Origin of the sequence: Sphingobacterium sp. UME9 (assembly GCF_014170215.1) — a bacterium.
Lineage (GTDB): Bacteria > Bacteroidota > Bacteroidia > Sphingobacteriales > Sphingobacteriaceae > Sphingobacterium > Sphingobacterium paramultivorum.
Window position 1 is genome coordinate 174,241 of the sequence record NZ_LZZP01000014.1, and the last position, 14,606, is coordinate 188,846.

15 protein-coding genes are annotated in these 14,606 nt (G+C 40.0%); 9 read left to right on the top strand and 6 right to left on the bottom strand.

Annotation, left to right across the window (positions count from 1 at the left end):
* The first annotated feature begins 101 nt into the window (after window positions 1-101).
* Window positions 102-1,670, top strand: coding sequence for a M20/M25/M40 family metallo-hydrolase (locus A9970_RS27535; RefSeq protein ID WP_182984412.1), 1,569 nt, complete (start codon window positions 102-104; stop codon window positions 1,668-1,670).
* Window positions 1,670-2,641 carry a polysaccharide deacetylase gene (locus A9970_RS27540; protein ID WP_259655501.1) on the top strand — a complete coding sequence of 324 codons (972 nt, stop codon included), beginning with the start codon at window positions 1,670-1,672 and terminating at the stop codon, window positions 2,639-2,641. The genes A9970_RS27535 and A9970_RS27540 overlap by 1 nt, the downstream gene beginning before the upstream one ends.
* Here the strand turns inward: A9970_RS27540 and A9970_RS27545 are convergent.
* The 3 genes from A9970_RS27545 to A9970_RS27555 form a co-directional block, all read right to left on the bottom strand.
* The gene (locus A9970_RS27545) at window positions 2,638-3,243 is read right to left on the bottom strand and encodes a CDP-alcohol phosphatidyltransferase family protein (RefSeq protein ID WP_200845672.1); all 606 of its coding nucleotides are present in this window, start codon (window positions 3,241-3,243) and stop codon (window positions 2,638-2,640) included. The genes A9970_RS27540 and A9970_RS27545 overlap by 4 nt on opposite strands.
* A 119-nt stretch (window positions 3,244-3,362) precedes the next feature.
* On the bottom strand, window positions 3,363-5,546 hold the full coding sequence (locus A9970_RS27550; RefSeq protein ID WP_182984413.1) for a DPP IV N-terminal domain-containing protein: 2,184 nt from the start codon (window positions 5,544-5,546) through the stop codon (window positions 3,363-3,365).
* A 244-nt stretch (window positions 5,547-5,790) separates the two neighbouring features.
* Window positions 5,791-6,519, bottom strand: a complete 729-nt coding sequence (locus tag A9970_RS27555) for a DUF1080 domain-containing protein (protein ID WP_182984414.1) — start codon at window positions 6,517-6,519, stop codon at window positions 5,791-5,793.
* A 72-nt stretch (window positions 6,520-6,591) separates the two neighbouring features.
* Between A9970_RS27555 and A9970_RS27560 the strand changes: the two genes are divergently transcribed.
* From A9970_RS27560 to A9970_RS27570, 3 genes are all read left to right on the top strand, one after another.
* Entirely contained in the window at window positions 6,592-6,960 is a 369-nt protein-coding gene (locus A9970_RS27560; protein ID WP_182984415.1) for a dihydroneopterin aldolase, read from the top strand.
* A 78-nt stretch (window positions 6,961-7,038) separates the two neighbouring features.
* The gene (locus tag A9970_RS27565) at window positions 7,039-7,749 is read left to right on the top strand and encodes an AAA family ATPase (protein ID WP_182984416.1); all 711 of its coding nucleotides are present in this window, start codon (window positions 7,039-7,041) and stop codon (window positions 7,747-7,749) included.
* Window positions 7,750-8,133: 384 nt separating this feature from the next.
* Window positions 8,134-8,577 carry an Hsp20/alpha crystallin family protein gene (locus A9970_RS27570; RefSeq protein WP_075994089.1) on the top strand — a complete coding sequence of 148 codons (444 nt, stop codon included), beginning with the start codon at window positions 8,134-8,136 and terminating at the stop codon, window positions 8,575-8,577.
* A 158-nt stretch (window positions 8,578-8,735) separates the two neighbouring features.
* Here the strand turns inward: A9970_RS27570 and A9970_RS27575 are convergent, their stop codons facing one another.
* Window positions 8,736-9,173 carry a thioesterase family protein gene (locus A9970_RS27575; RefSeq protein ID WP_075994088.1) on the bottom strand — a complete coding sequence of 146 codons (438 nt, stop codon included), beginning with the start codon at window positions 9,171-9,173 and terminating at the stop codon, window positions 8,736-8,738.
* A 117-nt stretch (window positions 9,174-9,290) separates the two neighbouring features.
* Here A9970_RS27575 and A9970_RS27580 point away from each other — a divergent pair, with 117 nt between their 5' ends.
* The 4 genes from A9970_RS27580 to A9970_RS27595 all read left to right on the top strand — a co-directional run bounded on the left by A9970_RS27580 (window position 9,291) and on the right by A9970_RS27595 (window position 13,034).
* Complete coding sequence (locus A9970_RS27580; protein ID WP_075994087.1) at window positions 9,291-9,794, top strand: RNA polymerase sigma factor; 504 nt, start codon at window positions 9,291-9,293, stop codon at window positions 9,792-9,794.
* Window positions 9,784-10,425, top strand: coding sequence for a hypothetical protein (locus A9970_RS27585; protein WP_153846813.1), 642 nt, complete (start codon window positions 9,784-9,786; stop codon window positions 10,423-10,425). Before A9970_RS27580 ends, A9970_RS27585 begins: the two co-directional genes overlap by 11 nt.
* A 94-nt stretch (window positions 10,426-10,519) precedes the next feature.
* Window positions 10,520-12,172, top strand: a complete 1,653-nt coding sequence (locus A9970_RS27590) for an AarF/ABC1/UbiB kinase family protein (protein WP_182984417.1) — start codon at window positions 10,520-10,522, stop codon at window positions 12,170-12,172.
* A gap of 76 nt (window positions 12,173-12,248) precedes the next feature.
* Entirely contained in the window at window positions 12,249-13,034 is a 786-nt protein-coding gene (locus A9970_RS27595; protein ID WP_182984418.1) for an SDR family oxidoreductase, read from the top strand.
* Between the two features lie 62 nt (window positions 13,035-13,096).
* Here the strand turns inward: A9970_RS27595 and A9970_RS27600 are convergent, their stop codons facing one another.
* Together A9970_RS27600 and A9970_RS27605 are read right to left on the bottom strand one after the other, a co-directional pair.
* Window positions 13,097-13,690, bottom strand: coding sequence for a YceI family protein (locus A9970_RS27600; RefSeq protein ID WP_153846816.1), 594 nt, complete (start codon window positions 13,688-13,690; stop codon window positions 13,097-13,099).
* A 102-nt stretch (window positions 13,691-13,792) separates the two neighbouring features.
* The gene (locus A9970_RS27605) at window positions 13,793-14,380 is read right to left on the bottom strand and encodes a Crp/Fnr family transcriptional regulator (protein ID WP_145328318.1); all 588 of its coding nucleotides are present in this window, start codon (window positions 14,378-14,380) and stop codon (window positions 13,793-13,795) included.
* Window positions 14,381-14,606: the final 226 nt, after the last annotated feature.

The window sequence follows — 14,606 nt, forward strand, 5'->3', positions numbered from 1 at the left end:
AGCTATAGGTGAACAAAATAGAAAAGTGAATGTACAATTAAGTATACTCCCCGATGGTATTGTTCGCTGGTTAACAATTAATTATAAATAATGATATACAGATGAAGATAGATTCAATGAAACACCAAGGAATGAAATCTTTGGGGCTGGCACTTCTATTGTTGAGCGCTCCAACTATTTTTGCTCAAAATAAAGACGCTATGGTTTCGTCAATTGTGCAGGAGGCAAATGCAAATTCACAATTGGAGAAGTATGCGTTTGAGCTTGTCGATATGATTGGCCCCCGTCTTGTCGGGAGTCCACAAATGCAACAGGCACATGATTGGGTTGTCAAAAATTATAATGCGCTTGGAGCACAGGCTCGTAATGAGCCCTATGGTGAATGGCGTTCCTGGGAACGGGGGACTTCTCAAGTGACGATGACTTATCCGAGAATAAAGTCTTTAGAAGGTACACAGTTGGCTTTTAGCCCTATGACGAAGGAGAAAGGGATCGAGGCAGAAGTGGTCACTATGCCCTTGTTTAGCTCCCAATCTGATTTTCAGTCCTGGCTTAAAACAATTAAAGGCAAGATTGTATTGATTGGGATGAATCCACTGTCGGGAAGATCTGACGCCAACTGGAAGGAGTCTGCTTCCCCGAAAGGCTATGAAAAATATCAAACCCTAAAAAGTGATCAGTTGAAAAAATGGGAGGGCAGCATGTTCTACACGGGAAGCACCCGTCGGACATTGCCATTGGCCCTGGAGAATGCTGGAGCCGTTGGTGTTATTGATTCCTACTGGACGGAGCTGCCAGGTATCACGCGGATTTTTGATGCGAAGTCCAAACAGATTCCGGTATTTAATGTCGGATTAGAAGATTATGGTCTGTTATACCGCATGGCAGAACATGGGGTCAAACCTCGGGTATCGCTACAGGGAAATTCAAAAGAGCTTGGGACATCAAAAACCTATAATAGTATTGCGGAGATCAAAGGAAAAGAAAAACCGGACGAATATGTTGTGCTTTCGGCACATCTAGATTCTTGGGACGGAGCTTCGGGTGCTACAGACAATGCTACAGGGGTGATTACAATGATGGAGGCAGTCCGTATTTTAAGAAAGGTTTATCCCGAAAATAAAAGAACGATTTTGGTCGGTAACTGGGGTAGTGAGGAACAGGGGCTGAACGGTTCTTCTGCATTTGTGGAGGACCATCCCGAGATCGCTAAAAATATACAGGTGGTATGGAATCAGGATAACGGGACGGGGCGAATTGTTCGTATCGGGGGGAGTGGTTTTGAAAAATCCTACGAATACATTAGCCGCTGGGTGCAATATTTGCCTGAAGAGTTCCGCAATGAAATCCAAACCAGTTTTCCGGGCATGCCGGGGACGGGAGGGAGTGATCACTCTTCTTTCGTTCAAAAAGGAATTCCAGCCTTTGGGCTCTCTTCCACTTCATGGGATTATGGTAAAGTGACCTGGCATACCAATCGCGATACCTACGATAAGATTGTGTTTGATGAGGTGAAACAAAACGCCATTATCGTTGCGATTTTAACTTACCTAGCCTGTGAAGAACCAACGTTGGTCTCCCGGGAAAAGATCATATTGCCAATCGATAAAGATGGCAAGCAGACGGTATGGCCAACAAATCTACAGTCAAAAAGAACAAGTGGTAACTGATGATGAAACAGCTCATTTTTGTTTGTCTATTTTTGGTATACGCCCTATTCTCTTATGGACAGGCTTCATTTGCTAATTTGGAAAACTACAGAACCGAGTGGTTGATCCTTCGTGAAAATAATAATTCCTTGGTGGGGATCCGTAGTTTCAAGACAAATGCTATAAAATATTATTTAACGGTAGATCCTACTACATTGCAAACGCGTGTAGTAGGAGATCGATCAGTAAGCGTTCTGTACAAAGATGCGGCTCAGGTTACGAAAAGTCTAAGTGGTTCGGTATATGAAAGTTGTTTTTCCTTGGTCAGAAAAACTGAAAATAACTTACAGGATGCGGGTTTGAATTTTAGACTTCCCAAAGAGGCTGGTATTAATTTGACGATCGATCTATGTCCTTCACACAAACCTTTGGACAAAGCTATTTTTGAGGATCTTCTCGTTGCGTTTAAGGGAATTGATAGCACCCTGCCACTGGCCGTTTCTGTTTCGGGTAAATGGATGCTAAATCATGCTGCAGATCTGGAATGGCTAAAGTCATTGGATACAAAGGGTGTAAAGATTACCTGGATCAATCATACGTACGACCATGTTTTTAACAATAATCCTTTAACGTCCAATTTTCTGCTTTCTAAAAATACGGATCTAAATTATGAGGTGTTGGAGAATGAAAAATTGATGCTAAAAAATGGCCTTATGCCTTCCGTTTTTTTTCGTTGTCCGGGCCTAGTTTCAGATCGAAATATTATTGAACGGCTGTTGTCTTATGGTCTTATTGCGGTTGGCTCGGATGCATGGTTGGCTAAAGGGCAGCAGGCCAAGAACGGAAGTATTGTTCTGATTCATGGTAATGGGAATGAGGAACTCGGTGTGCAGGATTTTATCCAATTGCTTCGGACAGAATCTCAGTCAATAAAAACAAAACATTGGACATTGTATAGTTTATCTGAAGGCTTGGATGAGGAGCCGCATTAACTATTGAACAACTTGTTTTTGAGGATCGCCTTTCCTTTGCGTAGCTGGATAGCGTGGTAGATACTTGGGATGTCGTTAGACCAGTTTTTGAGCGTCAGGATAATAGCAATAATTTCCAGGCGCGTAAGAAGGCCTAGCCAGACCGTTAACTGAAATAAGATTGTCGATTGGCAATGTAGCAGTAATTCAACTAAAAGAGCGAATAAAAACAGCGTCCAGATCTTCGCTCCAATGGAGTGTGTTGCAATTTCCTTTTTAAATTTTGCAAAGCTAATGATGTAGGTTAATATCTCTGATCCTACCAGGATCAAAATCAATGTAGCATTATCCTTAAAAAATTGGGGACAGCTCAGGTAACTTACCAGTGAAACACAGGCAAAAAACAGGAGATCAACACTGGAGTCCCATCGACGTAACAGCGTGGTAGAAACAGCTAGCTTACGGGCAATAATGCCGTCGAATATGTCGCTTAATAATCCGATTATAAGAAATGAAATTGCATACCATTTAAAATGATCCACTTTGAGCCAGTAAAAGAGCAACAGCAGCAGGCCTAAGACAAGGCGCAGTATAATCAGTGTAAAAGGAATATTCTTTTTCAAAGCCTGCGGATAATCGGTTAAAACGTTGCTATTAAAGATACGTATTGTACATTACAAAACCAAAAAGGCACCTTTCATATTGAAAGATGCCTTTTTGGTTTTTCTTGCTTTCCTGCGTTTTAGGAAGGGTTTTTGAGGTGTTGATTGAAGTAGTCTGCAATTTTTTCGTACATATGAATACGGTCTTTTCCCATTACATTGTGTTCATGAGTCGGGTATAGAAAATAATCTACTTGCTTTCCGGCTTTAATACACGCTTCTAAAAACTCCATGCTGTTTTGTTGTACAACGACAGGATCTTGTGCACCATGAATAATCAATAGTCTTCCTTTCAGTTGATCGGCTTTATTGAGCAGAGATGTCAATTTGTAACCTTCGGGATTTTCTTGTGGAGTGTCCATGTAGCGTTCGCCGTACATAACCTCATAAAACTTCCAGTCGATTACCGGGCCTCCTGCTACAGCAGCCTTGAAAATATCGTTATGATGTAACATGAAGGAAGTTGTCATAAAACCACCGAAGCTCCACCCGAAAATACCCATGCGCTGTTGGTCAACAAAAGATTTTGATTTAAGGAACTCAATTCCTTTCATCTGGTCAGCCATTTCGTTTTGACCGAGGTTGCGATGCGTCGCAGTATAGAAATCCCGGCCTCTGTAATTTGTGCCGCGATTGTCCATGGTGAACACGATATATCCTTGTTGGGCCATATACATATCAAAATAACCAGCGCCTCCTAGCCATTTGTTGGAAACAAGCTGCGAATGTGATCCGCCGTATAAATAATACATGACGGGGTATTTTTTTGCAGGATCAAAATCGTTGGGATAAATGATACGTCCTGTCAATGGGTATTTTCCATCTGCGGATGTCAATTGTATAAATTCAATTTTAGGATCATTTATTTTTCCGGCAAAAGGGTTTTCTGCATTGACTAAGGTTGTTTCTTTAGCAGATTTAACGTCTTTGATCTGAACTTTATTTGGTGTTTTTAAATTACTATATTGATCGTAGATGTACTTGCCATCGCTGCTTAGCGCTGCATGGTGCATGCCCGATTCATTCGTTAATTGAACCGTTTTTCCTGATTTTAGATCGACTTCAAATAATTGGCGATCTAAACCATTGTTGGTGACTCCGGTGTAACTTACTTTGTTGCCATCAGCCGAAAAGTCAAGGAGTGCCTCCATTACAATGTCTTTATAGCCTAACTTTTTGATCAAATTACCTTCCGTGTTATAGAGGTAAAGTTGATTATAACCATCTTTATCGGATTGATAAAGGAATTGATCCGGTTTGTTTGGTAAAAATGTCAATGGGTTTTCTGGCTCAACCCAGGTTGTCGCAGTTTCTTCGAACAGGGTTTTGACTAAGGAACCGTTTTCTGCGTTGTATTTGTTGACTTTAAGATCATTTTGCCCACGGTTAAGTACTCCGACGTAGATGTATTTACCAGAAGGATCCCAGGTAACCATGGTTAAATATTGCTCTGAATGCTCGCCGGTTTGAAGGGTTACCTTTTGCCCCGTGGTGGTATTGTAAACGATCAAAGAAACTTCTTCTGATTTTTGGCCTGTCATGGGGTATTTTATCCATTTGATATCCGCAATTTTGGAACTCCATTGCGGTAAAGGATAATTGGCAACCATCGTCTCGTCTTTGTGGTAGTACAGCAATTTATCATTCAGATTGTTCCACCACATTCCTTTCTTGATGCCAAATTCTTGACGGTGTGTATAATCGCTTCCATTGACAATCCCTTTGTCTGTATCGTTGGTTACAGCAGTAATTTTGCCGTTTTTGTCAATAATTGCGATGTTGTTGTCTACTAAGTAAGCGATTTTTGAAAAATCCGAACTTATCTCGCGATTAGCTCCCTTATTGTCATTCCCGATAAAACTTTCAATATTTTTTGATTTAATGTTGTAAGCTACCGTATAGGTTTTATCTTTTCCTTCAACCTGCAGTAATAGTGCATTTCCGTCGCGCCATTTGTAGTCGTAAGGAAATACGCGCAAATTAAATGTTTCGTTCGGGATAGCCGTTTTTAGTGCTTTTTCGAGGTCTGTTTTAGACGCGAGATTTGTTTCGCTCCAGTTGCTGGAAGCGCTTTTGGATAATAGGTTCTGATACGATTTATCGAGATAGGAGAGGTTGTTTGATTTTGGTATCCACGATGCTCCGGCTATCGATGTTGGGGCATAAGTTCGGGGGCCAAATACTGTTTCTTCTAAATTGAGGTTACGTTGTGCATAGCTACTAATGGAGCTTGCCAACAAGAAGAATAGCGCAATTCTTTTCATTAAACTGTAATATTGTGTGAATGTTTATACTCAACGGCATAAGTGAGCCCATTCCAGTGGTTATTTGCGCTTCATTAATCCACTCACATAAGGCTTCTAAGCCTATTGCGGTAAGAAATTAATGGCACAAGTAGCTCATTACATTCCGTTTGTTTTTAATTTTATAGGGCTAAATTAGGGAAATAGCCCTATAAAACCTAATACAGAATTGTTGCTTTTCTAACTAAAATTGTTTGCTGCAAACCTATAGTTTACGTAGCCAGATGTTTCTGAACTGGACCAAATCACCATGATCCTGCAGTATAATTGGGCCAGGGCCATGGCTTATCTGCTTAGGTAGCCCTATATATTCTGTGGTACCGTCGATTTGGGTGTTGTTTTGCACAACGACTCCATTATGTAAGACCGTTACTGTTCCTTTAGAGGTCAATATTCCATCTTTACTGAATTGAGGAGCCTTATAAATAATATCATATACATGCCATTTGTCCGGTGCAATTACCTGCGCCAAAGGCGGCCGTTGTTTATAAAGACTACCCGCTCCACCATTGACATAGGTTGGATTGTTATTGTTGTCCAATACCTGAATTTCATAATGCCCCTGAAGGAAAATTCCACTATTGCCTCGCCCTTGGCCTTCACCCTTGATCACTTCGGGGCTTTTCCATTCAACATGCAGTTGAAAATCGCTAAAGTGTTCGTTAGTCTCAATGGCTCCAGCTCCCGGTTTTACTTCGAGCACGTTGTTGGCTACAGTCCAATTGGCTTTCCCTTTTTCACTTTTCCACTTGCTGAGATCCTTCCCGTCAAAAAGGACAATTGCATCGCTTGGGATACCATGATCGATCGTTAATGTGGGGGGGACAGGACTATAATATTCCGTGTCACTGGCTTTCATATTGGTTTGGGCCTGCAGTGCTGTGGCACCAAATAAGAGTGTTGTTGCTAGTGCTGATGATAAAAAAAAGTTCATCTGTTGGGTTTTTGGTATGGCTAAATATACAAATAATTCCATCTGTATGGAACAATTTCCTTAGGTTTGTACATGGCAACCATTTTACAAACAGTATCGCTGAAAGAAGCCCGATTCTATGCACCAATAGGTTACTATGAAGAAGAACAGGTGCTTGGCAATGAGTTTTTTGTTTCTATTGATGTATGTTTTCCCTTTTTGAATACCGAGACAGAGAACTTGAAAAATACGCTCAATTACGAAGAACTCTATCAGATTACCGCTAGCGTCATGCAGCCTAAACGAAAATTGCTCGAATCTGCGGCTTCAGAAATATTAGATCAGATTCGGGAAAGAGTATCCCATGCCCTGACGATCGAGGTGGGGATACGTAAATCGAACCCTCCCTTTGGTGGAGATCTTTCTTGCTCCCAAGTTAGTCTTAAATATTTCAAGGATTAAAACGAAACTGGATCAGCGATATGCTGGCTGAAAGATTTAGTTTTGCCAACTGTTATCTGATAGTCTTAAATTAACATTATGAATATTTACGATCTTGTAATTGCCGATAAGGAAAGGATAGCTTTGGAAGATGTCTTCTTGGAAGAGGAGAGCCGTCAGAAGCTCCATCAGCTGATTAAAGAGCATCGTTATATTAAAGAGCTTTCACAATATGGTCTGCCGGTTAGCAATAAGATTTTACTGCACGGTTATTCTGGTTGTGGAAAAACAACAACGGCGAAAGCCCTGGCCACAGCGCTCGAAAAACCAATTTATGTATTGAATCTGAGCAATCTCATTTCTTCTCGTATTGGTGAAACCTCGCAGCACATTAAACAGGTCTTCGATAAAGCTGGACGTGAAAAAGCAGTTTTGTTTTTAGATGAATTCGATCAGATAGGAAAGGCGCGGATTAGTGAAGAAAAGGATGTGGGTGAAATGCGTCGTCTTGTGAACACCATTATACAGCTGATCGATTATTTTCCTGCTGAAGCGGTATTGATTGCAGCAACCAACCATCCCGAAATATTGGATACAGCCATTATCCGGCGGTTTCAGCTTCGTTTGGCGTTTGAGTTGCCGACAATGGTGCAGTTGGATGCATATTATGATAAATTATTTGCGCCATTTCCACATTATGCTGATGTCGTACCTCGGCGCTATGGGATCTCCTATGCGGAGGCCAAGGACTATATTTACGATGCTGTCAAATTCTTATTGATCGCTACATTGGAACAAAATCAACCTTAATGATTTTTTTGAACGCTCCGCTTGAGATACTTAATAAAAATAGCGATTTCTGATAAACTGTTTTTCTCTTCTGCGTTAGTCTGTTAGTTGAATGCTCTGCTTCAGATGCCTAATAAAAAAATAACACCTTCTGATAAACTGTTTTGTCTCCTATACGTTACTGTGTATATGGGTACAATTTATGATAAGACTGGATCCTGTCGATGACAGATTGATCGCTAAGTCGCTAACAATAGTTTGTGAATAAGTCAAAATGGCATTTGTTTTTATTTTAAAATGACATTTTGTCTTTTAAAAACTGCTGGTACGCAAATTGAATAATTCTCTTCAAATAGTTAGAACAAAAAAGCTTAACAATAAAACAAAAAATTAGGAGGACAAAAAATGGCATTAATTAAATTCCCTACAAAAAGTTTAAACACTGATGCAGTAAATCCATTTGTAAACACTGTATTTGACAATTTATTCAATGATAACTTCATCTCCGATCGTTTGGTATCCCGTGTGCCGGCGGTCAATATATCAGAATCCGAAAAATCATTTAAAGTTGAAATGGCAGCGCCTGGATTGGATAAATCTGATTTTAAGATCAATGTGGATAAAAATCTAATTACGATTTCAGCTGAGAAAAAAGAGGAAAGTGTTAGTGAAGAAAAATTATACAGCAAAAAAGAATTCAATTACTCTTCGTTCTCAAGATCATTTACCTTGCCAGAGACCGTAGATTACAGCAATATCGAGGCTGCCTATGAAGGTGGGATATTAATTTTGACTGTTGGCAAGAAAGAAGATGCAATCATTGCAAAACGTTTGATTGAAGTTAAATAATTCAGCAGTACACAAGAAATAGTTCATTTTAGAAATGACCAAAAGGTGAATAAAAGGCAATAGTTTTTAGGTTTAGTTTATGTTTTAATCCCTCGGAGTTCCGTTTGTGTTCCGAGGGATTTTTCTTTTATAAGGATGGTCTTGACATGATGAAAAGACTACTCAGTTTCGGTATAGTTTTCAGATCGGGGAATTCTGGCGAGATAGGGCTCCATCTCTTCTGGTAATTTCGTTAATTTCCGCTTTTGAAGGTCCAGCCAGGCTCCATCAACGTTAACGGTACAGCACAAAACTCCGTCATTACGAAAAACCTGATGTATAAATGAAAAGCGACTATTTGTTTTGTTGTATTTGGTCAGTTCTACTTTTACCTGTACATATTCATCCAAATGTACTTCTTTAAAATAGATGAGTTCTTCCCTGAACAAAATTGGACCGATATGAAATTCGGCAAATTTATCCAGTGAAAAGCCCATTTTGTTCAACATATTACTACGGGCCTGAGCACATATGTCTGCGTAAGCAGAATGCCGCATATGTCTATTTGCATCGATCTGCGCCCATATAATTTGACCTTGATAAAATATATTCTCCATAATCTTCAGCGATTAGTCTCTATTTTAATAACAATTTACATATTTTTAAATAAAGCTGTAACACTTTGTTTGTTTGCTATACTTATTACCTAAATATATTTAAAGAAAAATCGCTAGGTGAACCCATCGGAAATAGAATTTCTTCGACTGATTGACGAGAATAAAGGTATTCTCGTTAAGGTGAGCCGTATGTATATGGATGATCACGAGGGGCGGCAAGATCTGTATCAGGAGATCGTCTATCAGCTGTGGAAATCCTATGCGACATTTAAGCAACAGAGTAAATTTTCAACGTGGATGTACCGTGTTGCCCTCAATACCGCAATGGTATTCTTAAAAAAAGAAAAGAAGCATCAGATTTATGATGCGTTAGAGGAGCGGCATGATTTTGCAGAAGAAGCTTACGATACCGATAAAGATGAGCAACTGAAAGTCTTTTATCAGGCCGTTCAAGAGCTCAACGCAATTGAAAAAGCCCTGATATTTTTGTTTTTGGAAGGTCAGAGTCATCGCGAGATTGCAGAGAATCTGGGTATATCGGAAGTCAATGCCCGCGTAAAATTAAACCGCACGAAGGAGCGAATTCAACAAATCATTAAAAAATACAAGTATGAATTTTGATGAGTTAAAAAAATCTTGGCAAGAACAGCCTACAGATGAGGATTTACAGAATCCAAATCTCAAATACTATAAGGAAGTTGGCAATATCATGGGCAAGTTGCGCAAGAATATCAAACGCGAGTTTATCTCCTGGGTCGTTTGTATGGGCTTTTTGTTTTTGGTGCCTATCTTGCCAATGTATAAGATTGAAGGTTATGCGGCATTTGCCTATTACTTTTTTATCGTACAGATATCATTATCAAGTCTTTTATATTACCGGAGGTTCTTTTATTTGGTAAAGAGCACGAAAAAGATCGAGTTGTTGGCTTCTAAAGAACACTTGCTCAAGTTGTATTACGATTTGAAGTATGCCGTAGAGACTTATCGTATTGCGGCCTATGTGATGATTCCACAAGCTTTGTTTCTATATCTTATTATGATAGCACAGAATAAGACAACGGTGTGGTTTGATCGGTTGTACCATTTCAAGGAAACTTTCCAACAGGAACCGAACTTTATTGTGTGGATGATTCTTTCGGCAATTGTGTCTATCGTCCTTGTTGTTGGTCTGACAGAAATTATGATTCGTTGTTACTACAGTAGGTATATCGCAGAGATCAAGGAAAAGTTGGATCAAATGGAGACGGAATAAGGCGACCATATGAAATATCTACTTTGTTTTACAGGTGTTCGTGTTTATAGCGCATGGATATTTCGTATATTGTTATCGAAAATCATTGTCCATTATGTATAATCCGACAAAGAAGTTACAGCGCAGTTCCCAGATCTTAAGTATACTGGCCAAATATGGTTTTAAAGATGCGATCGCTCGATTGCCGTGGAAAGGACCCAGATCAGCCGTAGAACATCCTATTGATGTCGATGAGATTAGTGTTTATACCCGTATTCGCATGGCACTTGAGGAGCTCGGTCCGGCTTTTATCAAGCTTGGACAATCTGCTTCGACGCGGGAAGGATTGTTGCCCAAAGAGCTCGTAGAGGAACTGAAGCGTCTAGAGGACAATGTGCCGCCCTTTGAAGTGGATATTAAATCGTATCTGAAGGAAGAACTGGAGCTGGATATTGAGGCGCATTTCCAGGAAGTTGCTGCGGAACCTTTTGCTGCGGCTTCTATTGCACAAGTATATCGCGCAACCTTAAAAGATGGGACCCAAGTGGTTTTAAAAGTCCGACGTCCAGGTATCGATGAGGTTATGCGCTGTGATCTAGCACTCATGCGTGATATTGCCAAAATTCTAACCATGTACAATGATGTACTGGAAAACCTTAATCTTCTGCTAATTGTTGAATCTTTCGCTACGACCATGCAGGAAGAGATGTCCCTGGTGATTGAGCGGCATAACATCGAACGCTTCACGAAGAACTTTAAAGGAAATAAACTGATCAAGGTACCCCGTGTTTATCCTGAACTCTCATCGGACCGTGTTCTTTGCATGGAATATCTTGATGGTTTCAAGGTAACTGATGCCGTTGAAATTAAACGTCGGGGAATGGATGTCCAAACGCTGGTCAAAAATGGGATCAATTTATACCTTGAGCAAGTGATTATTCATGGTTTCTTTCATGGCGACCCCCATCCCGGCAATATGATGGTGATGCCAGATGGACGGATTGCTTTTTTGGATTTTGGAAATATGGGTAAATTATTGGGAATAGACCGTAGGCAGCTTGAGGAGTTTATTCAATCGGCTATTTCCGAAGATGCTGTCCGTTTAGCCGATGTGATTGAAGACGTTGCGGTGGTGAGCCATATTCCGGATCGTAACCGGTTTGAAAGATCCCTATATGAGATTTTCGATATGATTGACAATGTGTCTCTCGGGGATCTTAGCTTAGATTTATTGTTCAATAAACTGTGGAACATCATTGGCGACAACCGCTTGTATTTTCCGGAATATATCTATCAGTTGATGCGGGGTATTTCGTTGATGGAAGGTATTGGACGCCAGTTATATCCCGATCTTAATATTATGGAGAGTATCAAGCCTTTTGCACGAAGGATTATGATGGAGCGACTCTCTCCAGAGGCAATCTTCAAAAAGGGCAAACATAAAGTTGAATCTTTTGCACGCGATGTCGAAAAACTCCCTGAAGATATGCGCGCTCTTGTACGTTTGTTTCGGACAGGAAATTTTACCTTAAACCATCGTCTGATCAGTGCGCGATCATTTAATGCTATTTTACGCAAGGGGGTCAATCGTATTGTCATCGGAATTATGTTTATGTCGCTCAATTTACTGGGTGGAATGATTATCGTCGCGAGGGTAGAACCGCAGTGGTGGGGAATTCCCATTTTTGCCTGGATATGTCTAGGCTCAGCATGGGTATTTGCCATATATTTATTTGTCGCCATGATTCGGGCAAAGGACAACGATTAGCAGGATCTAGAACGCATTTTCAGTAACGGTGACTGGCTATGCATACATATACACTATAAAATTGAAAACAAAAGCTATGGAAATCAATCTAAATGGGAAAAAGGCGTTGATCGGAGCGAGCTCTGCTGGTATTGGTGCAGGTATTGCCCAGGTGCTTGCCTCTTGCGGCGTATCTGTAACTTTAGCTTCCCGAAATGAGGAAAAGCTACAGCGTACCTGTGAAAGTCTTGATACTTCCAAAGGGCAGGTGCATCAGTATATACTGGTGGACTACAACGATCACGAAGCATACAAAAAGCAGATAGCACATTATTTTGAGTCGAATAAGGTTGATATTTTGATCAATAATTCGAATGGCCCACAAGCTGGAACCATAGACCAAAAAAATCTGGCGGATTACCAACATGCTTTTGAACTCTTATTTCAAAATCACTGTTACACAACCTCATGTGCGCTGCCTTATATGTTGGCAAACCGATACGGACGTATTATTAATGTGTCTTCTTCAACAGTGAAAGAACCGGTATCTAATTTAGTGTTGTCCAATACGATCCGTACAGCATTGATTAGCTGGAGTAAATCGTTGGCCGTGGATGTCGCTAAAGATGGCGTGACTGTCAACAGCATCTTAACAGGTCTGTTTGATACGGATCGTATCCAGTCGCTAACCAAGCTAGATGCACAACGTCTGGGGATTTCCTATGAGGAAGCGCTGCAATTACGGTTAAAACAGGTTCCTGCACAGCGCCTGGGTAAGCCTGAAGAATACGGTTATCTCGTCGCTTTTCTTTGCTCCGAATATGCTGGTTATCTGACTGGGACCAATATTCCCCTGGATGGCGGTATGTTAAAAGGCTTATAAAAAAGTGGCTATCCTATATCAAATAGGATAGCCACTAAGTTTGTGTGATTTATTATTTTCAATTAGTTCAATACCAATTCGGTATTGACAATGATATCTACATCAGAAGCAACCGCTTCTACACCAGAAGGTAATTTATCATTGTATTTCATGCCGAAATCCTGACGGTTAATTTTTGTTTTAGCAGTAAAGCCAGCACGTGTTTTTCCCCATGGATCAGTAATGATTCCACCATTTTGAGTCACCTCGAAAGTTACTTTTTTCGTTACATCACGAATAGTCAAATCTGCTATCATAATATATTTTCCTTTTACTTTCGCATTTGTAAAACTGATAGACTTTAATGTCATTTTGGGGAATTTTTCCGCAGCAAAGAAATCATCGGTCTTTAAATGATTGTCACGGGCAGCGATACGTGTATCGATGCTGTTGACGTCGATAGAAAAATTAACTTTAGCATTGTTAAAGCCTGTTCCTGTTGCAGTTTCAACTGTACCTTCTACCTTTGTGAATTCACCGTCAACAAAGCTGATTCCAAGGTGTTTTACATCGAATCTTGCATTTGTATGCGCAGGGTCTGCAGACCATTTTACTTGTGCTACAGCAACATTAACCATTAATACTGCTACAGCCAAAATTTGGAAAAATTTATTCATGTGTTTTCTTTTTATTTATCTAACCTTCAAAAGTTCAAAATGTTTGTTTGAACAAGCTTTTGCAAAGGTGGGATAAACTAACAACGAAAAAATTGATGTAGGTCAAGAATTTCGATTCGGCTTTAATATTTGTCTTTTTAGACGGCTTAGAAACTCTTGTGTGACGCCAAGATAGGATGCTAATTGCATATTGGAGATCCGCGGGTAGATTTTAGGATACCTTTTGATGAAATCCAGATACCGCTCTTGTGCTGTAAAACCTATGCTCGAGATAATACGGTGCTGCGATGCTATTTGTGCACGTTGGGCCATTATCCTGGAGAGTTTCTCAAAGATTGGATGATCTTCGTAAAGTTTGTCTTTATTTTTTTTTGACAGTGTAAGTACCACAGCGTTTTCCAAAGCCTGGATATTTTGAAGTGCTGGCTCCTGATAATTAAAGCTGGCAATATCACCGATCCACCAATCTTCAATTGCAAACTGTAGAATGTGTTCGATCCCATCGGCGGTGACATAGAAAGATTTAAATAAACCGCTGATCACGTATGCTTCATGGTGACACACCTCGCCAGCCCGGAGGAAGTATTCTTTTTTCTTTATTTTCCTTACCTGATAACGTGAAACGATGTCATTCAGTTCTTCCTCAGTGACATCAATGCGTTGTTTTACAAATTCCTTGAATTGTTCCATTTGGCTGTAAAATACAAAATTTTGCAATGCTAATTTAACAAGCTGTTTGATTCCTGTCAATCCTAAGTTAAAATAATTCAGTTGCTGGCTATTGCTTTTATTCAATTTGATCAAAACAGTGATGAAATCAACATTTTGGTGTAATATTTGACTGGATATTGCCGTAATTCAAATAGTTTCATCAATAATTGGTATCTTCTGTAGGATTTAAAATAATTTGATTGCT